Annotated in this window: 24 protein-coding genes and 1 riboswitch; of the genes, 13 read left to right on the forward strand and 11 right to left on the reverse strand. The window is 53.7% G+C overall.

Annotated elements, in window-relative coordinates; genetic code table 11:
* Positions 1-67 precede the first annotated feature (67 nt).
* The 6 genes from J2T37_RS01450 to metK form a co-directional block, all read right to left on the reverse strand.
* Complete coding sequence (locus J2T37_RS01450; RefSeq protein ID WP_253353418.1) at positions 68-892, reverse strand: undecaprenyl-diphosphate phosphatase; 825 nt, start codon at positions 890-892, stop codon at positions 68-70.
* 253 nt (positions 893-1,145) lie between these two features.
* A complete protein-coding gene (locus J2T37_RS01455) occupies positions 1,146-1,787 on the reverse strand; it encodes a thiol:disulfide interchange protein DsbA/DsbL (RefSeq protein WP_253353419.1) in 642 nt (213 codons plus the stop codon).
* Between the two features lie 15 nt (positions 1,788-1,802).
* Positions 1,803-2,861 carry an SPOR domain-containing protein gene (locus tag J2T37_RS01460; protein WP_253353420.1) on the reverse strand — a complete coding sequence of 353 codons (1,059 nt, stop codon included), beginning with the start codon at positions 2,859-2,861 and terminating at the stop codon, positions 1,803-1,805.
* Positions 2,862-3,026: 165 nt separating this feature from the next.
* Positions 3,027-4,523: a YifB family Mg chelatase-like AAA ATPase gene (locus J2T37_RS01465; RefSeq protein ID WP_253353421.1), complete on the reverse strand. Its 1,497-nt coding sequence runs from the start codon at positions 4,521-4,523 to the stop codon at positions 3,027-3,029.
* A gap of 14 nt (positions 4,524-4,537) precedes the next feature.
* Complete coding sequence (locus tag J2T37_RS01470; RefSeq protein WP_253353422.1) at positions 4,538-4,861, reverse strand: accessory factor UbiK family protein; 324 nt, start codon at positions 4,859-4,861, stop codon at positions 4,538-4,540.
* Between the two features lie 154 nt (positions 4,862-5,015).
* The gene (gene metK, locus J2T37_RS01475; RefSeq protein WP_253353423.1) at positions 5,016-6,185 is read right to left on the reverse strand and encodes a methionine adenosyltransferase; all 1,170 of its coding nucleotides are present in this window, start codon (positions 6,183-6,185) and stop codon (positions 5,016-5,018) included.
* 183 nt (positions 6,186-6,368) lie between these two features.
* Positions 6,369-6,479, reverse strand: a riboswitch (SAM-I-IV-variant riboswitch).
* 121 nt (positions 6,480-6,600) lie between these two features.
* Between metK and J2T37_RS01480 the strand changes: the two genes are divergently transcribed.
* Positions 6,601-7,497, forward strand: a complete 897-nt coding sequence (locus J2T37_RS01480) for a lysophospholipid acyltransferase family protein (protein ID WP_253353465.1) — start codon at positions 6,601-6,603, stop codon at positions 7,495-7,497.
* Positions 7,498-7,790: 293 nt separating this feature from the next.
* Positions 7,791-8,504 carry a Spy/CpxP family protein refolding chaperone gene (locus J2T37_RS01485; RefSeq protein ID WP_253353424.1) on the forward strand — a complete coding sequence of 238 codons (714 nt, stop codon included), beginning with the start codon at positions 7,791-7,793 and terminating at the stop codon, positions 8,502-8,504.
* Between the two features lie 117 nt (positions 8,505-8,621).
* On the opposite strand, the gene cysE is transcribed toward J2T37_RS01485, so the two are convergent.
* A complete protein-coding gene (gene cysE / locus J2T37_RS01490; protein ID WP_253353425.1) occupies positions 8,622-9,449 on the reverse strand; it encodes a serine O-acetyltransferase in 828 nt (275 codons plus the stop codon).
* A gap of 197 nt (positions 9,450-9,646) precedes the next feature.
* Between cysE and grpE the strand changes: the two genes are divergently transcribed.
* From grpE to J2T37_RS01520, 6 genes are all read left to right on the forward strand, one after another.
* On the forward strand, positions 9,647-10,192 hold the full coding sequence (grpE, locus tag J2T37_RS01495; protein ID WP_253353426.1) for a nucleotide exchange factor GrpE: 546 nt from the start codon (positions 9,647-9,649) through the stop codon (positions 10,190-10,192).
* A 331-nt stretch (positions 10,193-10,523) separates the two neighbouring features.
* Entirely contained in the window at positions 10,524-12,458 is a 1,935-nt protein-coding gene (gene dnaK / locus J2T37_RS01500) for a molecular chaperone DnaK (RefSeq protein ID WP_253353427.1), read from the forward strand.
* Positions 12,459-13,287: 829 nt separating this feature from the next.
* Positions 13,288-13,560: a hypothetical protein gene (locus J2T37_RS01505; RefSeq protein ID WP_253353428.1), complete on the forward strand. Its 273-nt coding sequence runs from the start codon at positions 13,288-13,290 to the stop codon at positions 13,558-13,560.
* 91 nt (positions 13,561-13,651) lie between these two features.
* Positions 13,652-13,918, forward strand: a complete 267-nt coding sequence (locus tag J2T37_RS01510; RefSeq protein ID WP_253353429.1) for a hypothetical protein — start codon at positions 13,652-13,654, stop codon at positions 13,916-13,918.
* Between the two features lie 125 nt (positions 13,919-14,043).
* Complete coding sequence (locus J2T37_RS01515) at positions 14,044-14,277, forward strand: hypothetical protein (RefSeq protein WP_253353430.1); 234 nt, start codon at positions 14,044-14,046, stop codon at positions 14,275-14,277.
* A 174-nt stretch (positions 14,278-14,451) separates the two neighbouring features.
* Positions 14,452-14,649, forward strand: coding sequence for a hypothetical protein (locus tag J2T37_RS01520; protein WP_253353431.1), 198 nt, complete (start codon positions 14,452-14,454; stop codon positions 14,647-14,649).
* A 119-nt stretch (positions 14,650-14,768) separates the two neighbouring features.
* Here J2T37_RS01520 and J2T37_RS01525 read toward each other — a convergent pair whose 3' ends face one another.
* Both J2T37_RS01525 and J2T37_RS01530 read right to left on the reverse strand, forming a co-directional pair.
* Positions 14,769-16,172: a DEAD/DEAH box helicase gene (locus J2T37_RS01525; protein WP_253353466.1), complete on the reverse strand. Its 1,404-nt coding sequence runs from the start codon at positions 16,170-16,172 to the stop codon at positions 14,769-14,771.
* Between the two features lie 240 nt (positions 16,173-16,412).
* Positions 16,413-17,189: a FadR/GntR family transcriptional regulator gene (locus J2T37_RS01530; RefSeq protein ID WP_253353432.1), complete on the reverse strand. Its 777-nt coding sequence runs from the start codon at positions 17,187-17,189 to the stop codon at positions 16,413-16,415.
* A gap of 640 nt (positions 17,190-17,829) precedes the next feature.
* Here J2T37_RS01530 and J2T37_RS01535 point away from each other — a divergent pair.
* The 5 genes from J2T37_RS01535 (at position 17,830) to J2T37_RS01555 (ending at position 21,528) form a co-directional block, all read left to right on the forward strand.
* The gene (locus J2T37_RS01535; RefSeq protein ID WP_253353433.1) at positions 17,830-18,069 is read left to right on the forward strand and encodes a hypothetical protein; all 240 of its coding nucleotides are present in this window, start codon (positions 17,830-17,832) and stop codon (positions 18,067-18,069) included.
* Between the two features lie 173 nt (positions 18,070-18,242).
* Positions 18,243-19,037, forward strand: a complete 795-nt coding sequence (locus J2T37_RS01540; RefSeq protein ID WP_253353434.1) for a Cof-type HAD-IIB family hydrolase — start codon at positions 18,243-18,245, stop codon at positions 19,035-19,037.
* A gap of 143 nt (positions 19,038-19,180) precedes the next feature.
* Positions 19,181-19,585: a type IV pilin protein gene (locus J2T37_RS01545; protein ID WP_253353435.1), complete on the forward strand. Its 405-nt coding sequence runs from the start codon at positions 19,181-19,183 to the stop codon at positions 19,583-19,585.
* A 314-nt stretch (positions 19,586-19,899) separates the two neighbouring features.
* The gene (locus tag J2T37_RS01550; protein WP_253353436.1) at positions 19,900-21,414 is read left to right on the forward strand and encodes a sodium-dependent transporter; all 1,515 of its coding nucleotides are present in this window, start codon (positions 19,900-19,902) and stop codon (positions 21,412-21,414) included.
* A gap of 9 nt (positions 21,415-21,423) precedes the next feature.
* Positions 21,424-21,528: a methionine/alanine import family NSS transporter small subunit gene (locus J2T37_RS01555; protein WP_253353437.1), complete on the forward strand. Its 105-nt coding sequence runs from the start codon at positions 21,424-21,426 to the stop codon at positions 21,526-21,528.
* Between the two features lie 66 nt (positions 21,529-21,594).
* Here J2T37_RS01555 and pheA read toward each other — a convergent pair whose 3' ends face one another.
* Both pheA and J2T37_RS01565 read right to left on the reverse strand, forming a co-directional pair.
* Entirely contained in the window at positions 21,595-22,677 is a 1,083-nt protein-coding gene (pheA, locus tag J2T37_RS01560) for a prephenate dehydratase (RefSeq protein ID WP_253353438.1), read from the reverse strand.
* A gap of 146 nt (positions 22,678-22,823) precedes the next feature.
* Positions 22,824-24,077 carry a multidrug effflux MFS transporter gene (locus J2T37_RS01565; protein WP_253353439.1) on the reverse strand — a complete coding sequence of 418 codons (1,254 nt, stop codon included), beginning with the start codon at positions 24,075-24,077 and terminating at the stop codon, positions 22,824-22,826.
* Between the last annotated feature and the right edge of the window lie 81 nt (positions 24,078-24,158).

The following is a 24,158-nucleotide window of genomic DNA, read 5'->3' on the forward strand; positions in this document are numbered from 1 at the left end:
TTTTAATCAAAAGGCCGTCTGAAACCCGTTGCTTTGGTGTCAGACGGCCTTTTATAGTGCAGCGGTATTATTCCGCCCAGTTGACCCAGCCCATCGCCCATGTCAGCAAAATCAGGCCGCCGAACACGATACGGTAATAGGCAAACGGCACATAGTTTTTGCTTGCCACAAATTTCAGCAGCGCCTTGACCGCCAGCAAACCGGCGCAGAATGCGGCAATAAAACCCACCGCAATCAAGCCGATGTCTTCCAGCGTAAACAGCTTGTAATGTTTCACCACATCATAGCCTGTCGCTGCAATCATCATCGGCACGGCAAGGAAGAAGGAAAATTCAGTCGCGACTTTACGCTCCAAACCCCACAACATACCGCCCATGATGGTACTGCCCGAACGCGAAGTACCCGGCACCAAGGCGCAGATTTGCGCGCAGCCGACCACAAAGGCATCAATCGGGCGCATATCATCGACTTTGGTCACTTTCGGCGTTCTATTTTCCTGGCGTTTTTCTACCCACAGGATAAAGAAACCGCCCAACACCAGCATGGTAGCCACGGTAATCGGGTTAAACAGATACAGCTTAATTTGCTTGCTGAACAGCAAACCGACCACCGCCGCCGGCACAAACGCCACCGCCAGATTCAACACAAACCGGTTGGCCGTGCGGTCGCGCCCCAAGCCGCCGATGATGTGCGCAAAGCGCTGGCGGTATTCAAAAATCACCGCCAATACCGCGCCTAATTGAATGGCAATTTCAAATACTTTGCCGTTGCTGTGGAAATTCAGCAAATCGCCGAACACAATCAAGTGGCCTGTACTCGAAATCGGCAGGAATTCGGTCAAACCTTCGACTATGCCCAAAATCAGGGCTTTTACAAACAATAAAATATCCATTACATCTCTTTCAGACGGCCTTGATAACGGCCGGTTCAAACAAAGCAGGCAGCACCTGATGCGCCCCTAAACAAACGATATCCCGCATCATGAAACGGATTAAAACCTACCGCTTTTCGGTTTGGTTTCATTTCACCATGCAGCGCATATCGCCATACAGTTTACCCGGGCATGATTATATGAAACTTAAAAAATTCAAGCAGCCGTTACCGGCTGCCCGTTATTAATTTTGCGCTTATCGGTAGTCTGCGGGTCAGCGTCGGGCGGATTTTCCCGCGCCGCGCTCGCTTCTCACCTTAGCAATCAATTCGTCAATGGTCTTCATCCCGACCTCATAGCCGTTGTCGAATTTGACCTGATATTTGCCGCCGACAATGACCGTCGGCGTATTTTCAATGCGGTAGGTTTCCGTCAGCGTCTGCATTTTCTTGGCCTGCGCCGCGCTCACCGGCGAGTCGTAAGCCGCAATCAGCTTGGCGCCGTCAAATCCGCGCTGCGCCGCCGCCCATTGCTTGAAGGTGGCGCTGTCGGCCAAATTGATTTTCTGCTCGTAAACCGCTTTGAACACCGCCGGATTTGCCTGATGTTTCAAACCCGAGCTGTTAACCGCAGCGGCCACGCGCGCCAAGCCGAGCATTTCCGGCTGCCACACCACATGCTCGGTACGCAGATAAGTATCCGGCGCAAAGGTTTTGCTGTGCGCCAGCAAAACCGGATCGAGATGGTAGCAATGGACGCAGAAGTAGCCGAAAAATTCCAACACTTCCACTTTACCGCTTTGCAGCTGCGGCACCGGTTGCGCCAAAACCGTATAGTCTTTGCCCACCATTGCCGCCTGCGCTGCCGTCATGCCCAATAAGGCAACGGCGGCAGCGAATAATGCTTTCATCTTCATCAGGATTCATCCGTTTTACTGTGCCGCACGGGTAAAGCTGCTGACGCCGTTTTTCTGCAAGGTCTGCTGCACGCGTTTGGCCGCATCCTGTCCCATCACGCCGCTTTGTACGCGGTACACGTTTTTGCCGTTGGCGGTGCTGGATACCACACTGGATTGCACGCCCATCATCGCCAGTTTCGCACGCTGCGCGTCCGCACTGTCTCGGTCGGCGTATGAACCCATCTGCACGATAACTTTCTTACCTTTAGCGCCCTCTTTCACATTAGCTTTGGCGGCGTCGGCTTTACGGCCGTCTGAAGATTTGGCAGAAGCGGCTTTTTTCTCGGCCGGTTTTTCGGCGGCTTTGCGTTTCGCCTCTTCATTGGCCGCTTTACGGGCTTTTTCGATGTTGCCGCTGTCGAGGATTTGCTCAGGCGTCGGTTTGGCCGGTTTTTTCGTGGCTTGCGCTTTAGCTTTCTGCTCGGCAGCTTTTTTCTCAGCAGCCTTTTTCTCGGCCAATTTACGCTCGGCACGGGCTTTTTGTTTTTCGCTCAATTCGGCTGCGGCCTTTTTGTCGGCAGCCGCTTTGTCGGCTTTGGCTTTGTCGGCGCGTTTTTTCGCCAACTCAGCTTTCAGTTCGGCTTGGCGTTGTTTTTTGGCAGCCGCTTCTTTTTCCGCCGTCAGTTTGGCTGCGGCAGCAGCTTCGGCGGCTGATTGCTCTTCCTCAGCTTCTTGCGCACGCTTGGCTTCTTCGGCTTCACGCTCCTCCGCCGCACGCTGTTGCGCTTCTTTTTCACGCGCAGCTTGGGCAGCAGCCTCGGAAGCGGCTTTTTCTTTCTCTTCAATCAAATCGCGCAAAGGATCGTCTTGCGTACTGGCCGGTACAGGCTGCGGCTCGGGCGCCGGTTTGGACGGCTCCTGCGGTTTCAACACTTCAGGTTTCTCCGACGGCTGGGTGCGCTGGCGGTCTTTAAACACGTTTTGATTGCTTTCGCTTAGGAAAAACAAAATCCCGACAATCACCGCCGTTGCCAGCAGCAGACCGGCCAAAAAGCCGGACAGACCCTTACCATGTTGTGTTTGCTTATTCATACCATAACCTTAACTATTTTCAGACGGCATCGGGCGCTACCACTGCCGTGTCTCCAAAGCGCACATTCTATCAATATCTGCTATGTTCGGCAAAACCGCGCCGACGGTTTACATTCTTTTTACGCCGCACGCAACGCCATAAGGCAGAGGCCGTCTAAAAACGCCTCACAATGCGCGGCGGAAGCCGACGGCTTTTAATACATGCACACGCGACACTTCTTCATCGCCCGCCAAATCCGCCAGCGTGCGCGCCACGCGCATAATGCGGTGGAAGCTGCGGGCGGAAAGGGAAAGTTTTTCCAACATCGCGCCCAATGCCTCCTGCGCTTCTTTTTGAATCCGCGCCACGGTTTCCAATTCGTTGACACCCAAAGCGGCGTTGACCTTGCCCTGCCGCGCATATTGGCGCTCGCGGGCGGCGCTGACGCGCTGCAACACGCTCGCGCTGCTATCGCCCGCCGCCTGCTGCATAAGTTCCGCCGCCGACAGGCTGGGGACTTCAATCGTCAAATCAATGCGGTCGAGCAGCGGGCCGGAAATTTTGCTGCGGTAGCGGGCAATGCTTTCGGGCGTGCAGCGGCAGGGTTTGCTCGGATGGCCGAGATAGCCGCAAGGACAAGGGTTCATCGCCGCGACCAATTGAAACTTGGCCGGATACACCGCCTGCCGTGCCGCACGGGAGATGTGGATTTCGCCGTTTTCCAGTGGCTCGCGCAATACTTCCAACACTTTGCGGTCAAATTCGGGCAATTCGTCGAGAAACAATACGCCGTGGTGCGACAATGAAATTTCGCCCGGACGCGGGTCAGAGCCGCCGCCCACCATCGCAGCGGAACTGGCGCTGTGGTGCGGCGAACGGAACGGGCGCGTGTGGTCGAGCTGCTGCTGGTGGTTGGGCAAAAGCGAACGCAACGCCCACGTTTCCACCAATTCGTCTTCGGTCAGCGGCGGCAAAATGCCGGGCAGCCGCTGCGCCAGCATGGATTTTCCGGTACCCGGCGGCCCCATCATCAGCAGGCTGTGTCCGCCTGCGGCGGCGATTTCCAGCGCCAATCGCGCGGTATGCTGGCCTTTGACATCGGCCAAATCGGGCAGCCTGCCGTGTTCAGACGGCCTGCCGCCCGTGTCGCACACAGCTTGCGCCAAAGGCTCGATACCGTTGAGGTGCGCCGCTACCGCACCCAAGGAATCCGCGCCGTACACGGCAATATTTTTCATCACCGCCGCTTGCTTGGCGTTTTCAGGCGGCAACACAAACGAGCGCCCCGCCTGCATGCCCTGCCACGCCATTGCCAAGGCGCCGCGCACGGGGCGCAGCAAGCCCGACAAAGCCAGCTCGCCGGCGAATTCGTATTGCGCGAGTTTTTCGGAACTGATTTGGCCGGAAGCGGCCAGAATGCCGACGGCAATCGGCAAATCGAAGCGCCCCGACTCTTTGGGCAAATCGGCAGGGGCGAGGTTGACGGTGATTTTTTTGGCGGGGAAATCGAAACCGCTCTGCACAATCGCCGCCCTGACGCGGTCGCGGCTTTCCTTGACCTCGGTATCAGGCAGGCCGACGATGTTAAACGCAGGCAGGCCGTTGGCGAGGTGGGCTTCCACCTCAACCAAGGGCGCATTCATGCCGCTGAGGGCGCGGCTGTACACCAGTGCGAGCGACATGGGTTCAGACGGCCTCAGATATTGTCGTTTTCAACCGCTTCGGCGGCTTTTTCGGCAGCCTGCTCCACTTCGGCGGAAACGGGCGCTACCGCTTCTTCCGCCGGATTTTGCGCGGCTTCCAAACGCGCCAGACGCGATTCCAATTCAATCAGCTTGGTACGGGTTTTAATCAACACCTGCTGCTGGATGTCGAATTCTTCGCGGGTGACCAAATCCATTTTGTTAAACGCGCTGCCGAGCATGGCTTTGACGTTTTTTTCCACGTCTTTGGCGGGGCTGTTGGCGATGGTTTCGCCGATTTTGGAAGTCACTTCGTCAAACAGGTTTTTGCCGAACATTTTGAGCCGTCCTTTTGGTTTACTGGTTTACTTGGAAATAAAAAGAAACAATGGGCTTATTGTATAAGGAAAAAGGCCGTCTGAAAATGTTAATATTTTCAGACGGCCTTTTTTACCGGAAAACCTGCGCGTTCAAGAGAAAAGCGCCATCGGTTTACAAACCGGCAGCCGCACGCAGCTCGGCGGCTTTATCGGTACGCTCCCAAGTAAATTCCGGCTCTTCGCGACCGAAATGACCGTAGGCGGCGGATTTGCTGTAAATCGGGCGCAGCAAATCGAGCATTTTCACAATCCCTTTCGGGCGCAGGTCGAAGTGTTCGCGCACGATTTTAATCAACTCGGCTTCGTTGAGTTTGCCCGTGCCGAAGGTGTCGATGGCAATCGACGTCGGCTCGGCAATACCGATGGCGTAAGACACTTGGATTTGGCACTGGCTGGCCAAGCCTGCGGCCACAATATTTTTCGCCACATAACGGCAGGCATAGGCAGCCGAACGGTCCACTTTAGACGGGTCTTTGCCGGAGAACGCGCCGCCACCGTGCGGGGCTGCGCCGCCGTAAGTATCGACGATAATCTTACGGCCGGTCAGACCGCAGTCGCCTTTGGGCCCGCCGATAACGAATTTGCCGGTCGGGTTAATCAGGTATTTGGTGTCTGCGGTCAGCATTTCAGACGGCAATACCGGCTTGATAATCTGCTCGATGACCGCTTCGCGCAATTCGTCGTAGCTGACGTTTTCATCGTGCTGCGTTGACAACACCACGGTATCAATGCGCTTGGCTTTGCCGGTTTCGCTGTCGTAAACCACAGTAATCTGCGCTTTGGCATCCGGACGCAGCCACGGCAGACGACCGTCGCGGCGCAGCTCGCTTTGGCGCTGCATGAGGCGGTGGCTGTAATAAATGGCAAACGGCATCAATACCGGCGTTTCATCGCAGGCATAGCCGAACATCAAGCCCTGGTCGCCCGCGCCCTGATCCAAATCCAAACCCTCGCCTTCGTTCACACCTTGCGCGATGTCGGGCGACTGCACGCCGTAGTTGAGCAAAACTTTGCAGCTTTGCGCATCAAAGCCCAATTCGGGGTCGTTGTAACCGATACGGGCAATGGTATCGCGCGCCACTTGCTCGTAATCGACATCGGCGGTGGTGGTGATTTCACCGGCCAACACACACAAATCGGTTGCCACCAAAGTTTCCGCCGCTACGCGCGCTTTCGGGTCTTGCGTAAAAATCGCGTCCAAAATCGCGTCGGAAATCTGATCCGCCACTTTATCGGGATGGCCTTCAGACACAGACTCGGAAGTAAACAGAAATTCGCTCATTGTAGATTTTCTTTCTTAAACAATATTTTTGCGCAACAGCCCGCCGGTTTCAGACGGCCTGCCGCTTCATCAAACAAACAGCGGAAATCATAGCAAAATCCGCCGACCGACACCACTCAAATAAGATCTATTCTTATTCAAGCAGCAGGCATTCATTTTCAACAGATAAAAAAATGCCCGCATTAAGCGGGTCTGGATTGCTCGAAACGAGCCACATCGGTTTCGCAACCGTCCACCTTACCTTTCCGAGTGAAAAGCAGGTTGGCATGGAATTCCCAACTCTTAATGCAAGTGCGGATATTAACAGATTCATTATCTTAACGCAAGGCAGGCAGGCCGTCTGAAATTTTGGTTTCCTGCTAATTTCCATTACAATCCGAGAAAATGTTTCTACCGCATGAAAAATAACAACGCTATGCAAACCCTGATTACCCTGCTTTTCAAATTTTTCGCCGCCCTGCCGCTGCCGCTTTTGCACAAACTCGGCAACGCATGGGGCGCTTTGGCTTACTGCCTGCTGCGCAAAGACCGCGAGCGTGTGTATGCCAATATGACCCAAGCCGGTCTGCATCCGACCGCCTCCGATGTCAGGGCCGTGTTCCAAGAAACCGCCAAAGGTGCGCTGGAATTGCCGGTGGCGTTTTTCAGACGGCCTGAGGCCATCGAAACCCTGTTTACCGAAATCCATGGTTGGGAACACGTCCAATCTGCGCTGGAAAACGGCGAAGGTTTGCTATTGATTACGCCGCACTTGGGCAGCTACGATTTGGCCGGACGCTACATCAGCCAGCAACTGCCCTTCCCACTGACCGCCATGTACAAACCGCCGAAAATCAAAGCGTTTGACGCCATCATGCAGGCGGGGCGCGTGCGCGGCAAAGGCAAAACCGCGCCGACCAACCTGCACGGTGTGAAACAGGTTATCAAGGCGCTGCGGGCGGGCGAGGCGACCATCGTTTTGCCCGACCATGTGCCCGCACCGGAAGAAGGCGGCGACGGCGTATGGGCGGAATTTTTCGGCCAACCGGCCTTTACCATGACGCTGGCGGGCAAACTGGCGCAGGTCAAAGGCGTGAAAACGCTGTTTTTCTGCGGCGAGCGCCTGCCCGATGGTAAAGGCTTCGCCCTGCATATCGAACCGCCGCAAGGCGAATTGAACGGCGATAAGCAGCATGACGCGCAAACCGTCAACCGCAATGTGGAATATTGGATACGCCGCTTCCCGCAGCAGTATCTGTTTATGTACAACCGCTACAAGCACCCCGCCGGAGCGCCGCTGCCGCCCGCGCCATCCCAATCATTCGACCGATAGCAGGAAAACTTGATTTTCCATGCGGGTAGCTGATGTTTGCATTCATTTCAAAGTCCAAAGGCCGTCTGAAACCTTGCATTTTCAGACGGCCTTTGCCGTTTTGTTTACCCTTTCTGACAAAACCTGCCGACAATCCGCCGCTGCATTTCTATCGGCGGACGTTTGTTTACATCGGCAAAAACGCTTTTACGCAAACACAAACCGCCTTAACCCGCTTCTTGTTTATGATTCGCCCCGTTGTCTGAACGACATCCACTTTACAGAAACGACATCCACTTTACAGAAAGAAATCCATGAAAAAAATCACTTTAGCTGCTCTGACCATGATGACCGTTGCCGGCCTGGCTGCCTGCGGTCAAAAAAACGACCAACCCACTCCGCCGGCACAACCGACCGCCGCTTCGCAACCTGCACCGCAAGGCCAGCCGGGTGAAGCGCCTGCTCCGCAAGGTCCGCAAGGCCAACAAGGTCCTGAAGGCCGCGGCCCGCAAGGTGCGCCTGACCAAGCCCGCATGCAGGACGGCATTCCGCCGATGTTCGCCGACTTGAACCTGAGCGAAGAGCAAAAAGCGCAAATCAAAAAAATCCTGAATGACAACAAACCGGCACAAGCCGAAGGCAAAGACGACAAACGCGCCGAATTTGAAAAACAATTCGAAGCCCGCCGTACCGCCGAAGCCGCTTTGCTGAAAAACGCAACTTTCGATGAAGCCGCTGCGAAAAAACTGATTGAAGAAGGCCAGCAAAACAAAGCCGAACGCGACGCCAAACGCGCCGAAATGGAATTGAGCATGCTGAAAACCCGCCACGCCATTTTCCAAGTGTTGACACCTGAACAACAGCAAAAACTGCTGGAACGCAAACCGATGGAAGGCAAACCGGGTGAAGGCCACGGCAAACCGGGCGAACACAAAGGCCCGCAAGATCCTGCCCCTGAAGGCCGCGGCCCGCAAGGTGCACCGCACGACGCTCCGCCGCCTGCTCCGCAACAACAACCGGCTAAATAATCCGGTCGGGTAAACCCATGAAAAGGCCGTCTGAAACGTGAAATCCGTTTCAGACGGCCTTTTGGTATCCGGCTTCTATGCTTAAGCGTTACACCCAATCATAAAAACCATTCAAGCTCAAATCACAAAATCCAAACCGGTATAGTCGATATTCTGATTCATATCCTGCGCCGGTATTTTATTGGAACGCCCTACCGGTCTGGCCGGCACGCCCACTACGGTAATCGAAGCGGGGACATCCGCCACCACTACGCTGCCGGCGCCGATTTTGGCGTTTTCGCCGATACGGATATTGCCCAACACCGAAGCATTCGCGCCAATCATCACGCCGTCTGAAACTTTCGGATGGCGGTCGCCACTTTCTTTGCCCGAACCGCCGAGGGTCACGCCGTGCAGAATGGAAATATTGTTGCCCAATACCGCTGTTTCGCCGACCACAAAACCGGTGGCGTGGTCAAGCATCAGGCCGTGGCCGAAGCGGGCGGCGGGATGGATATCAACGCCGAACACTTCCGACATGCGGTTTTGCAGGAAATAGGCCAGCGTTTGGCGGCCGCTCTGATACAACCAATGGTTAATGCGGTGCGCCTGAATCGCGTGGAAACCTTTGAAATATAAAAGCGGCAGCGAATATTCGTCACAAGCGGGATCGCGCTCGTACACGGCTTTCAAATCGGCTTCCACGCAGTCGATAATGCGGCTGTCGCTGCTCAAAGCCTGCAAATACATTTCGTAGAGAATGCGCGCGTCCATTACCGTGCTGGCGAGTTTGCTGGATAAATGGTAGGCCAAAACGGAAGCCAGCGAATTGTGGCGCAACACGGTTTGGTGTAAGAAACTGGCCAAAAGCGGTTCGGCTGCAACCGCCGCTTCGGTTTCTTCGCGGATGGTTTGCCACAAATCGAAATCGGGGGTGTTGATGTGATTGTGTTTTTGGTTTTTCATGGTGCGTATGCCGTCTGAAATGGTTATGCGGGCTATCTTACCGTTTATCGCGCATGAATCATAGCGGATTAACGCATAAGTTTATAACGCCCGATTCTATCATTGCGGCAAACACGGCGGCATGGCTTGAAATCTGTTCAGACGGCCTTATATGCTTACCAACACCATTCAAACCTATTTCGATAAAGGAAGCCGACATGAGCGAACAAAACCAACCGATTGAAGAAGAAAAAGTAACGGACGCCGCCGCAGAACCTGCCGCCCAAGCGCAAGACACGCCGCCTTCTTACGAAGACTTGCAGGCGCGTGTGGCCGAATTGGAAGGCCAGTTGAAAGACGAGCAGCTGCGCGGTTTGGCCAACGAGCAAAACCTGCGTCGCCGCCACCAGCAGGAAATCGCCGACACGCATAAATTCGCCGGTCAGAAATTCGCCGCCGAAATGCTGCCGGTAAAAGATTATTTGGAAATGGCACTCTTAGACCAAAGCGGCAATTTCGACGCTTTGAAAATGGGCGTGCAAATGACCTTAAACGAATTGCAAAAAGCCTTCGATGCCACCCACATCAAAGAAATCAACCCGCAGCCGGGCGACAAACTTGACCCGCACCACCATCAGGCCATGCAAACCGTGGTCAGCGAGCAAGAGCCGAACACCATCGTGAATGTCTTGAAAAAAGGCTACACCCTGTCCGACCGCGTTTTACGTCCGGCGATGGTGGTTGTGGCGAAAAAAGAAGATTGAAAGTGCCGCCTGATTTTATTTGTCAGGCACAAAATTTTCAGACGGCCTTATCCGCTTGCGGTTGAAACCCTTATCCTGTTGGAAGATTGTTCCGATTCATCGGAAACAACACCCCGGCAGGAATCTGATAAAAGGCCGTCTGAAAGATAATTTCACAGGCTTGTGGATAATTAAATCAAGCATTTGAATTGAAAAATAAAAATATCGCATATTTTTTTTCATTTCCATACTTGAAATACGCTGAATCAACCTTATCTACAAGCCAACAGAACGAATGTTCTACCCGGTTTATTAAATATTTATCTATTTTTATTTTTTGGAGCAAACAATTATGGCAAAAGTAATCGGTATCGACTTGGGTACCACCAACTCATGCGTGTCCATTTCTGAAAACGGCCAAACCAAAGTGATTGAAAACGCCGAAGGCGCGCGCACCACGCCTTCTGTCATCGCCTACCTCGACGGCGGCGAAATTCTGGTCGGCGCTCCGGCCAAACGCCAAGCCGTAACCAATGCGAAAAACACCATCTATGCGGTTAAACGCTTAATCGGTCACAAATTCGACGACAAAGAAGTGCAACGCGACATCGACTCTATGCCGTTTGAAATCGTTAAAGCCAGCAACGGCGACGCTTGGGTAAAAGCGCAAGGCAAAGAGCTGTCTCCTCCGCAAGTTTCCGCCGAAGTATTGCGTAAAATGAAAGAAGCTGCCGAATCTTACTTGGGCGAAAAAGTAACCGAAGCAGTGATTACCGTACCGGCCTACTTCAACGACAGCCAACGTCAAGCCACCAAAGACGCCGGTCGTATCGCCGGTTTGGATGTGAAACGCATCATCAACGAACCGACTGCCGCCGCATTGGCTTTCGGTATGGATAAAAACAGCAAAGGCGACCGCAAAATCGCCGTGTATGACTTGGGCGGCGGTACTTTCGATATTTCCATCATCGAAATCGCCGACGTTGACGGCGACAAACAATTCGAAGTATTGGCTACCAACGGCGATACCTTCTTGGGCGGCGAAGACTTCGACCAACGCCTGATTGACTACATCATTGCCGAGTTCAAAAAAGACCAAGGCATCGACCTAAAAACCGACGTGATGGCGCTGCAACGCCTGAAAGAAGCGGCCGAAAAAGCCAAAATCGAATTGTCCAGCGGCCAGCAAACCGAAATCAACCTGCCGTACATCACCATGGACGCGACCGGCCCGAAACACTTGGCATTGAAAATTACCCGTGCCAAACTGGAAAGCCTGGTTGAAGATTTGATCGAACGCTCTATCGAGCCTTGCCGCATTGCCTTGAAAGACGCAGGCTTGAGTACCGGCGACATTGATGACGTGATTTTGGTCGGCGGTCAAAGCCGTATGCCGAAAGTGCAAGAAGCCGTTGAAAAATTCTTCGGCAAAGCGCCGCGTAAAGACGTGAACCCGGACGAAGCCGTGGCCGTCGGCGCAGCCATCCAAGGCGAAGTATTGGGCGGCGGCCGCAGCGACGTGTTGCTGCTGGACGTGACCCCGCTGTCTCTGGGTATCGAGACTATGGGCGGCGTGATGACCAAGCTGATTCAGAAAAACACCACCATTCCGACCAAAGCATCACAGGTATTCTCTACCGCCGAAGACAACCAATCGGCCGTAACCATCCATGTGTTGCAAGGCGAACGCGAGCGTGCTTCTGCCAACAAATCGTTGGGTCAGTTCAACTTGGGCGACATCGCACCGGCTCCACGCGGTATGCCGCAAATCGAAGTGACCTTCGACATTGACGCCAACGGTATCCTGCACGTTTCCGCCAAAGACAAAGGCACCGGCAAAGCCGCCAACATCACCATCCAAGGTTCTTCCGGCTTGAGCGAAGAAGAAATCGAACGCATGGTGAAAGACGCAGAAGCCAATGCCGAAGAAGATAAAAAACTGACCGAACTGGTCGCTTCACGCAACCAAGCCGAAGCCCTGATTCACTCAGTGAAAAAATCTTTGGCCGACTACGGCGACAAACTTGACGCTGCCGAGAAAGAAAAAATTGAAGCCGCATTGAAAGACGCCGAAGAAGCCGTCAAAGGCGAAGACAAAGCCGACATCGACGCCAAAGCCGAAGCTTTGGGTACTGCCAGCCAAAAACTGGGCGAAATGGTTTACGCCCAAGCGCAAGCTGAAGCCCAAGCTGCCGAAGGCGGTGCACAGGCTGAATCATCTTCTGCCAAAAAAGACGATGACGTAGTCGATGCAGATTTTGAAGAAGTGAAAGACGACAAAAAATAATTGAGGCCGTCTGAAAAAAGCGCGAATCTTAGGATTCGCGCTTTTTTATTTTCTACTTTTAGACTGCGCTCCCTTTAAGCCCATCCCATCCGGGTTAAAACTTCCTGCTGCATTTTTACCGTTTTCCCTCATAAATTCTCTTTCAGACGGCCTTTTTCAATTTTTCCTTCTAAACCTTATGCTATTTTCGCTCGAAAACAACGCCGGTTTACACCGCTCAGACTTAAGATACCCCCAACGATAAGCCAAATAAGCGCTGTCGTTTTCCATAATTCATCGACAGATTGATAGAAAGAAAAAAGAGGACATCATGAAAAAACTCATCACTTTCTCCATACTCTTATTCATCTCCGGCACGCTGATGGCCGCACCGGAATATCCCGAGCCGCAACCCCAACCGCACCCTGAGGCCGTACAGCCCGCACCTAAAAAAGCACCGCCCCGCGTCCGAAAAGCGCCACCCAAACCGCGCCGCGTTACATCACCGCCGAAACCACGCCGTGCTGCCCCTCCCCCTAAACCACGCCGTGCCGCACCGCCGCCCAAACCCGCACCGAAACCGGCACCGGCGCCCCAACCGCACCCCATTCCTGAAGAATAGCATCCAACCCGGCGGCAGGTTAAAACTTCCTGCCGCTTTTTTTTAACCCATTCCCTTTACAAATCCCCGTTCAGACGGCCTGTTCTGCGTTTTATCAGATAAAAATTATTTCAATTTCGCCGAGCGCTAACGCTGATTAACACTCGAAATAGTAAGATACAACCAATGGAGCAACGGCAACAATGCTGCTCTTTCCCTTACCCCTTACACTAAAGAAGAGTGTTTATCATGAAAAAAATTCTGACCGCCGCCGTATTGTTAGCCTTTTCCGGCAGCCTGTTGGCTGCGCCCCAATCCAACGAACCGCGTCGTGACGACCGTCCGGCTCCGCAGGCGCAACAGCAGCAAAAACCCAAAGTCGAGCAACGCCGCGAACAGCGCCAACAGGTGCGCCAAGAGCGCAACAACCGCCGCGAACAAGTACGCAAAGAGCGCCAACAAAAACGCGAAGTGCGCAAAAACAATAAACAACAACGCCCGCAACCGCGTCCCGAGCGTTAATCTGACCGACAGCAACCTTTGCAACCCGCCTGTTTTCAGACGGCCTGCATATTCCCAAACCGTTTAGGTTTGATTTCAAAAGGAAAATATCATGAAAAAACTGCTGACTTTTGCTACCCTGCTGATGGTATCCGGCGGTCTGATGGCTGCCCCGGGCGACCACGAACCGCAACCGCCGCGCCCTGACCGTCCTGCCGCAGTAAAACCTGCGCCGAAAAAAGCTCCGCAGCGCAAAGTACGCCGCGCACCGCGCAAAGCCGTGAAAAAAGCACCGGTACGCCATGCCCGTAAAGCTGCGCCGAAACCGCGTCGTGAGCAACCACGTCCGCAACCGCGTCCGGCTCCGGATCAACGCTAATCCGTATCCGATAAACCAAACCCTCAGTCCGGGAAAGCCGGTTTCCCTGCTGCCCGGACTGATATATACTCTGACAAGTCGGTCTGTCCGACACACATTCACTTAAAATTTTGAAAGAGAATCCCATGAAAAAATTGGCTACCCTTGCTACCCTGTTGCTGGTTTCCGGCGGTCTGATGGCTGCTCCGGGCGAACCTGCGCCGCAACACCAACACAAACCGGCTGCCGTGAAAAAAGCTCCGGCTAAAAAAGCACACAAAGCCCCAAAACGCCAAGTGCGCAAAGCCGCTCCGAAAAAAGCCGTAAAAAAAGCCCCGGCCAAACGCGCCCATAAAGTTGCGCCCAAACGCCACCACTAATCGCTGAATATGGGGCGGTTTCGGCCAATGTCGGGACCGCCCCATGTTTATTGACATTTAGCCCTCCTTTACATTGTTTTTAAAGCAGGTTAACACCGTTTAATCCGAATGGGCATTATGATTTACCCGCCTTACGGCAATGTCCGACTGACTTTATTTTAGAAAGATTCCAACATGAAAACTCTGACCAAACTGGCTTCCCTGGTAATGATTTCCGCAGGCTTGGTAGCTGCGCCGATGGCTTCTGCCGCGCCAAAAAAAGCACCGGCTAAAGTAGCAGTGAAAAAACAAAACAAAAAAGTCGTAAAAGCCAAAAAAGCAGCGCCGAAAAAAGCGGCTAAAAAAGCAGCTAAACGCGCCGTAAAACGCTAATCCGCCACGGTTACGAATAGAAAAGGCCGTCTGAAAAAATATTCAGACGGCCTTTTGCATATCTGCCGCTATTCAAGCATCAGATAAAAAAGCGGCTGGTAAACATACCGGCTGCTTTTTTATTTACCGTAATTGGGCTGCAACAGCGCACAAGGCTGGCGCTCGCCCCTGCGGTGGCGACGGCTGCTGCGGCCGGCGATTTTGCCGCAGGCCGCGCCCGGATCGTTTTTATCCGCAGACGCTTTATCATGGCGATCGTTGTAACACTCGTTGCGTTCGTTGCGGGAACGGTCGCTGCGCTCGCTTCGGCTGCTGCGGTTTTCAGACGGCCTGCGCTCGGCGGGCGCGGCTTCGGCAGCTTCAACGCCCCACCAGCTCGGTTCAAAACCTTCAATGCGTTCCACCACCAAATCGTTGCCGGTCAGTGCTTTGATGGCTTCAAACATTTTCTGTTCGGTTTTGTCCATCAGCGAAATGGCCACGCCATCGGCACCGGCGCGACCGGTACGGCCGATACGGTGCACATAGTCTTCCGGCTGCGTCGGCAGCTCGTAGTTAATCACAAACGGCAGCTCGGCGATGTCCAGACCGCGTGCGGCTACATCGGTCGCCACCAAAACGCGCAGCGTGCCTTCTTTAAAGGCGTTCAGCGTTTCCAAACGGGTTTGCTGCGATTTGTCGCCGTGGATGGATTGGGCGGACACATTGCGGCGCACCAAATCGCGCGTGACCTGATCCACGCTCTGCTTGGTTTTGCAGAACACAATCACTTGATTCATGTCCAAATCGACAATCAGGCGCTCCAGCAGGTTGCGTTTTTTCAGGGTGTCAACGGCGATGATGTGCTGCTCGACATTGGCATTGGTGGTGTTTTGCGCGGCCACTTCCACCAGCTCGGGCGTGTTCATAAAATCTTGCGCCAGCTTGCGGATGGGCGGCGAAAATGTGGCGGAAAACAGCAAAGTCTGGCGCTGCTTGGGCAACATCTGCATGATTTTGCGGATGTCGTCGATAAAACCCATGTCCAACATACGGTCGGCCTCGTCCAAGACAACGATTTCTACTTTGCTCAAATTGATGTTTTTCTGCTTCACATGGTCGAGCAGGCGGCCGACGGTGGCGACGACGATTTCGCAGCCAGCGCGCAAATCGGCGGTCTGCTTGTCCATGTTCACACCGCCAAACAAGACGGTATGGCGCAAAGGCAGGTTTTTAATGTAAGCCTGCACGTTTTGGTCGATTTGGTCAGCCAGCTCGCGGGTCGGCGTCAACACCAGCATGCGCACGGGGTGCATGGCGGGCGAAGTGCTGGGGGTTGCGTAGCGTTTCAGGCGCTCCAAGCTGGGCAGCATAAAAGCGGCGGTTTTGCCGGTACCGGTTTGGGCAGCGGCCAATAAATCGTGTCCGGCCAATGCCTTAGGAATAGCGGCAGCCTGAATCGGGGTCGGGGTTTCATACCCCTGCTGGGTCAGGGCGGAAACGATTTCGTTGCCCAACCCGAGTGATGCAAATGGGTTCATAATCAATCATCTTTCGTTCAGACGGCCTGCATGATGGTAAGGCCGTCTGAAAAACAGGAAGCCGCAACAGTTTCATCAAAGCTGCGGCTGAAAACGGAATCGGATAGCCTGCGCCGGATATGGGCGGGCAGTGTTCCGATTATGCCACAAAATGCTGTCTTCTACCTTATCCATTTGGTAGTTGGGCGCAATCTGAGGCCGTCTGAACATCGGCGGATTCAGACGGCCTCGGGGTGGAAGCGGCTACCAATTTTTGACTTTGTCCAAGTCGTTGGAGGCCAGGGTATCGGCGTGTTCCTGCCGGATTTGGTAATCGCGTTCCAGCTGGATACGCTCGGAAACATAGGTCAGATGGGATTGCGCAATGGCGGCAGCCTGCCCTGCGTCTTGCTGGCGGATGGCCTCAAACAGCATGCGGTGGTGCTGCATCAGGGTCGGGCGCGGGTTATCCGATTGGTTGACATGCACAATGCCGCTGCGCGTGCGCTGATACAGCATACGCAGCAAGCCGCCCGACAAGTGGCCGAACAAAATATTATGCGTGGCGTCGGCAATCGCCTGATGAAAGCTGACATCGGCTTCGGCCTGATGGTCGCGGTTGCCCTCTGCGCAGGCGTTTTCAAATTTCTGCAACCAAAATTCAATCCGTTTCAAATCCGCTTCGGTACGCCGCTCCGCCGCCAAAGCCGCCATGCAGCCTTCCTGCTGGCGGCTGAAATCGTAAATATCGTGTTCCCAGTTAGAATGTTTGCCCAACAGCTCCTGCCAACTGTGTAAAAAATCCTGTTTGGGGCGGGCGGAAATATAATAGCCGTCGCCCTGCCGCGCTTCCAACACGCCCTGCGACACCAAAACACCCAGCGCCGCCCTGACCGACGGACGGGACACGCCGAACTCCGCCGCCAGCGTACGCTCCGGCGGAATCCTGCTGCCTTCGGGGTATTCGCCCTCAATAATCCGTTCTTCCAAAACGGCTAATACTTGATCGCTGACTTTTTGCGGTCTGATAAGTTTGCTCATGGATGGTCTGCCTTTGTTTGATTTGGGTTACGGATTCAGGCGGGAAGCCGCTGCTGTTCCGTATTGTCTTTATTTGGATTGGATACTTAAATTGGTATAACCAATTCGGGCGTTATTGTAGCACGAATCCCGCTTTTCTCCCCAACCGTTCATGTTTTACCCGATACACCAATCTTTAGCATATTTTTCAGACGGCCTTTTCTTTTCAAAGTCTTATATCCTTTTCTAAAAACTGAATTTTTTAAAAACGATTAAAATATATTTATATATGAATAAAAAACAAACCCTCCCAATCACAATCTATTCCCTTAATTTCCATCCTCAAAAAATCTATGCCCCAATCTTTTTTCAGTTTATTTTCCGGAAACAAAAAATCAAATAAATCCTTGAATAAAATATATTAAATATTTAAATATTAACTTTTCTTACAAATTTTCGGCAGTAAAATTACATCTTCCACGGAAACCAATTCTATCCGGCAAACTCTTACATCTGTGGCCGCCATACCACATCCTCAAGATAATATGTTTATATGTTATTAATAGAGATGATTTAAGCTTATAATGCATGCACGCCAAGCAACAGGGCTTAAATCCCTCTCTTTTTATAGCAATCCCCCTCAATTCAGGAATATACGATTATGAAAACTTTATTGATTTCCATCGCAGCTTCTGCACTGCTGCTGACTGCTTGTGCCAGCAACAAAACCGAAAACGCGCCGAAACAGCCGCAACAAATCAGCGTGGAAGAGGCGCTCAACCAATGCAAACAAGCCGCCGGTGACAACCAAGACCGCGCCACCTTCGACTCTTGCATGAAAGACAAAGGCTTCCTGCGCAAATCCGACGCACAAGCCCAAACTCCTGCTGCGGCGCAATAACCTCCGCCCGCGCTAAGTTATCAAGGCCGTCTGAAATTGTTTTTCAGACGGCCTTGACGTATCTCCATTCCTGCAAACAGCAGCAAATCATACCGCTTTTCCCGCAAGATTCGCCCTCTTCCCGCCGCTGTTATACAATAGAGGCCGTCTGAAACTTTCTACCGGCTCCCGACATGCAGAATCCTAAAATCGTATTTTTCGATATTGACGACACCATTTACCGCAAATATACCGATACCCTGCGCCCTTCCGTGGCGCAAGCCATGAGCGCTTTAAAGCAGCGCGGCATTCTTACCGCTATTGCCACCGGCCGTGCGCCCGTGGCGATTCCCGCCAAAATTCAGAATTTGATTCGGGAAGCCGGCATTGATTTGGTGATTACCATCAACGGCCAGTATTGCGAATTCCGCAACCAACCGCTGCGCGAGCGCCCGCTGGATACCGACACCATCGCCAAAATGTGCCGCTTTTACGACAGCAAAGGCATTGCCTATGCCTTTGTCGGCAGCGACAATATCGCCGTTTCCGAACCGACCGAATGGGCAGAAGAGGCGCTGGCGAAAATCCTGCCGGTGCACCTGACCGACAAAGATTATTACCTCAACCATCCCGTATATCAGATGTTGGTGTTTTACGACGAATCGCAAGATGCCGAGATGAACGCGGAAGCGGCCAAAGCCGGTTTGAAAAACGTGCGCTGGCACGCCAAAGCGGTGGACACGCTGCATGCGGAAGAATCCAAAGCGCAAGGCATCGCCGCTGCCGTGGGCATGTTGGGCATTGATATGCAAGACGTGATGGCTTTCGGCGACGGCCTCAACGATGTGGACATGCTCAAAAGCGTCGGTTTCGGCGTGGCAATGGGCAACGGCACCGAGCAGACCAAAGCCGCCGCAAAATACGTCTGCCCGAGTGTGGATGAAGACGGCGTATTGCGCGGTTTGCAGGCTTTGGGCGTGATTGATTAAATACACTTAGGCTGCTTTCTGCTGCTTTTTTCAGACGGCCTAAACCGGTATCATACTTATTTGTCATGCATATTATCTAACAACCCAAACAGCCTCCGGTAAAACGCTCGGCGGCTTTTAACTGATTCTTCGCAAACAAACCCATGAAATCCAAATCCCAAGGCTTTACGCTGGCCGAAATGATGATTGTTGTATTGGTTTTGGCTATTTTGGCCACCATCGCCTATCCTTCCTACGCCCGCTATATCCGCCAAACCCGTTTGAACAACGTGCGCGCCGACCTGATTCACAACGCCAAAGCGCTGGAGCGCTATTACGCCCAGAAAAATACCTTCGTCGGCTTCAGCGCCAGCACCCTGACGCAAAACGATTATTTCGACATCAGCTTCTCTTCTGAGGGCACGGCTTCCGGCTTTACCCTGCAAGCCATCCCCAACAGCAGCAACAGCGACGAAACCTGTACCGTGTATATCAACGACAGCGGCATTCTGTGGGCGGTTTCCAGCGGCTCGGACGACTGCCCGGGCTACGACCGCCTGTCTTCATAAATAAACAGCCGTGTTCTCATCGCGGCCGTTCCGCCCCTTTCAGGCCGTCTGAAACCACCAAACTGAGGCGTGTTTCAGACGGCCTTTTGCGGCGAAAACTTGCCAGAATACAAACTTTTGTTTACGATGTAGCCCCGTTTGCAGCCCATTATTTACCTTTGCGGTCACAAACATAAAGAAACCGCCGCCCGGCTGTTCCTTTTTTATTAACGGAAATGACCGATAACAATAAGCAACCGTCGCAAGGCGGCAACGGCTTATCACGGGTTGCGCTTGCAAGACCGTTTCAAACACCTGATTTTGAGGATGACATTATGTCCGACAACACTCCGCAACGGGCGACGTTTGCCAGCCGCCGCTCGTTTATGTTTGCTGCCATCGGCTCTGCCGTCGGCCTCGGCAACATCTGGCGCTTCCCCTACATCGCTTACGACAACGGCGGCGGCGCGTTTATGATTCCCTATCTGGTGGCGCTGCTGACCGCCGGCCTGCCGCTCTTGTTCCTCGACTATGCCATCGGCCACCGCTATCGCGGCTCGCCCCCTATGGCGTTCCGCCGTATCAGCAAAAAATTCGAGCCCTTCGGCTGGTGGAACGTGATGGCCAACGTCGTTATCTGCCTGTATTACGCCGTGATTCTCGGCTGGGCGGCCAGCTACACCTTCTATTCCTTTACCGGCGCATGGGGTGCAGACCCGAAAACCTTCTTTTTCGGCGATTATCTGCACATGGCCGACCAAGTGCATTGGGGCTTTGATTTTGTCGGCAAAATCGTCGGCCCGCTGATTGGCGTGTGGCTGTTTACCCTGATTATCATGGCCTTGGGCGTAGAAAAAGGCGTGGCGCGTTCGTCATCCTTCTTTATGCCGCTTTTGGTGATTATGTTTGTGCTGCTGGTCGGCATTTCGCTAACGCTGCCGGGCGCTGCCAAAGGCTTGGACGCGCTGTTTACCCCCAACTGGGACAAGCTGAAAGAACCGGGCGTATGGATTGCCGCCTACGGCCAGATTTTCTTCTCGCTCTCCATCTGCTTCGGCATCATGGTTACCTATTCTTCTTACCTGAAGAAAAAATCCGACCTCACCGGCACCGGCATGGTGGTCGGTTTTGCCAACAGCAGCTTTGAAGTATTGGCCGGTATCGGCGTGTTTGCCGCGCTGGGCTTTATGGCGGCGGCTTCCGGCAAAGAAGTGGCCGATGTAGCCGGCAGCGGTATCGGCCTGGCCTTTATCGCCTTCCCGACCATTATCAACCAAGCGCCGATGGGTGCCTTAATCGGCGTATTGTTCTTCGGCTCGCTGGTGTTTGCCGGTCTGACCTCCATGATTTCCATCTTGGAAGTGATTATTGCCACCGTGCAGGACAAATTCAAACTCGGCCGCGTATCCGCCACCTTTGCCGTCGGCGTACCGATGGCGGTGATTTCCACCGTCTTGTTCGGCACGACCACCGGCCTGCCGGTGTTGGACGTGATGGACAAATTCGTCAATACCTACGGCATTGTGGCCGGCGGTATGCTCTACATCGCCGCGCTGATTTTGACCAAACGCCTGCCCATGCTGCACGAACACATCAACAGCATTTCTTCCTTCAAGCTGGGCAAAATCTGGTATGCCTGCGTCGGCCTGACCACTTTGGTTTTGGCCTATATGCTGTACCAAGACACCGCCGGCCTGCTGGAGAAAAACTACGAGGGCTATCCCGACAGCTTCCTGCACATCTTCGGCTGGGGCTTGACCATTACCTGTATCATTCTGTCTTTCGTTTTGTCGTTCCTGCCGGGCGGCAAAGACAAAGAGCCGTTTGACGCCGACAAAGAACACGAATAAGGAGCCGACATGAGTACCACAGCGATTGTGATGATGATTATTTCCCTGCTGGTGATTTGGGGCGGTCTGGTGTTTGCCCTGTTGCGTCTGCCTAAAGACCAGTCTGCAGAATAAGCCGACGCTCAAAATAAAATGCCGTCTGAAAACCATTTTCAGACGGCATTTTCTATGCGGCAAAACTTACAATACTGCCGTAGGATACGAACCAATCACCTTCACAAACGACGCACGTTCGCCCAACAGTTTCAAAGCCGTTTGTACTTTTTCATCGTCTTTATGCCCTTCGATGTCGATGAAAAACAGGTATTCCCACAGCGCCGATTTGCTCGGGCGGCTTTCAAATTTGGTCATAGAAATGCCCGAATCGGCGAAAATCTGCAATACGCCCAATACCGAGCCGGAGCGGTTGGGGGTAGAAATCACCAGCGAAGTTTTGTCGCTGCCGGTAGCAGTCGTGTCCTGATGGCCGAGCACCAAAAAACGGGTGGTGTTGTTCGGCTCGTCTTCGATACATTCAGCAGCCATGTTCAAACCGTAGATTTCAGCAGCGGTCACACCCGCGATGGCGGCCAGCGTGCCGTCGTCGGATTCGGCCACCAAGCGCGCGGCTTCGCCGTTGCTGGACACCGGTACGCGTTCGGCATTGGGCAGATTGCGGCCAAGCCAGTCGTTGCATTGCGCCAATGCCTGCGCGTGGGCAAACACTTTGGTAACACCGTTAATCTCATGGCTGTTTTTGCGCAATAGATTGTGATGGATGCGCACCACCACTTCGCCGCAGGCTTTCAGCGCGGACACGGCCAGCAAGTCTAAAGTGCGGCCGATAGAGCCTTCGGTAGAGTTTTCCACTGGCGCCACCAGATAATCCGCCTGACGCGTTTCCACCAGTTTGAAACAATCGTCAACCGTGGTGCAAGCCCGGGTGTGCGCGGCATGGCCGAAATGCTTGATGGCGGCCTGCTGGGTAAAGGTTCCGCGCGGGCCGAGGTAGGCGATGGTCAGCGGACGCTCCACCGCCAGACATTCGCTCATGATTTCGCGGAACAGGCGGGCAACGGATTCATCCGGCAGCGGCCCTTCGTTCAGGCTCTGAATGCGGCGCAACACGGCGGCCTCGCGCTCAGGACGGTACACCGTGCCCGTACCTTTCAATTCGCCGATGGTATGTGCGTGGGTGGCGCGTTGGTTTAAGAGCTGTAAAACAGTGGCGTCGATTTCGTCAATCGCGTCGCGGTGGGGTTTCAAGGGGTCGTCAATCGACATGGCTGGCTCCCGCTAAAGTTCATGAATGGCGTAGATTTTAGCATTAAAAAGGCCGTCTGCGCGGGATGGGCGCAATCTTTGCTTGCCCGTTGCCCCGTTCAGACGGCCTTGTTATCGTAAAATAGCAATAAACCCATTCAGACGGCCTATTTAAACGCCTCTTTATTCTTATCGTTTTCAATCCATGCCTGATGTGAGCAGCCCCACAGCAGCACAATACCGCACACTGTCGACGTCAGCATCATGCCCGCCATCACCAGCGCCGAACCGTTGTGCAGCCAAGTGGTCAGCAAGCCCATGCTCGCGCCAATCACCGACTGGCACACGCCCAGCACCGCATTGGCGCTGCCGCCCTCGGCCTTAAAGTAAGCCATAAAACAGGCCTGCGTATTCGCGCCGACCAAACCCTGCGTGCCCACGGAAAACATCACGCACATCACCAGCGCCCACAAAGGCGGCAGTTTCAGCAGCAAAACCAGCAAAACCATCGTCAGGTTGGCGGTAAACTGCATGATAATGCCCCAGCGCAGGATATTCTGCGGGTGGACACCCGTTTTCAAGCGCCACGCGGTCACGCGGTTAAACGTCGCCATCGTAATGATGTTCAGCGCAAACACCAGCGCGTAGCCGTGCGACGACAGGCCGTAGAGCTTCATATACACAAACGACGATTCGGTCAGAAAGGCAAACATCGAGGCAAAGCTGAAGGCTTGGAAAAACAGAAAACCCATCGCTCCGCGCGTACTCAAAACCCGTTTGAAACGCCCCGCCACCACGCCGAAAATATCCGCGCCGATTTTATCGGTTTTCACCGGCGCAGGCAAAAAGCGCCGGATTAACACCAGCAGCAACAGGGTATAAACCATCAAAAAGCCGAAAATCGAGCGCCAGCCGCCAATCATCAGCAACACCGAACCCAACATCGGCGACATCAGCGGCACAATCATCAGGATAATGCCGATGAGCGCAAACATCTGCGCTGCCTGACGGCCGTCGTAATAATCGCGCACCGTCGCGCCGACCACCACCACCGTCATGCCCGCCCCAAACGCCTGCACCGCCCGCAACAGCAGCAGCTGCTCCGCCGACGTGATAAAAATCAACCCGATGACGCTGACCAAATGCACCGCCAGCCCCGCCAGCGCCACCGGCTTGCGCCCCTTGATGTCCGACACCGAACCGCCGATGAGCTGGCCGAAGGCCACGCCGAACAAAAACATGCCCAAGCTTTGCTCAATACGGTGGATGTCCGCACCCAGCGCCTGCGCCATTTCGGGAATGGCGGGCAGATAAGCGTCGGTAGAAAACGGCATCAGCGCCACCAACATCGCCATCAGCAAAGCCATCTGCTTTTGCGGCAGCGGAAGCGGCAGATTGCCGTTTGTTTTGGGTTCCGTCATAGAATCCTCTCGTTAAGAATAAAATAAACCGCGCTAGGGGCTGTTGGCCGTTCATCCGTGAAACAGATTTTCGAGTAAAAA

The organism is Neisseria perflava (assembly GCF_024170405.1).
GTDB lineage: Bacteria > Pseudomonadota > Gammaproteobacteria > Burkholderiales > Neisseriaceae > Neisseria > Neisseria perflava_B.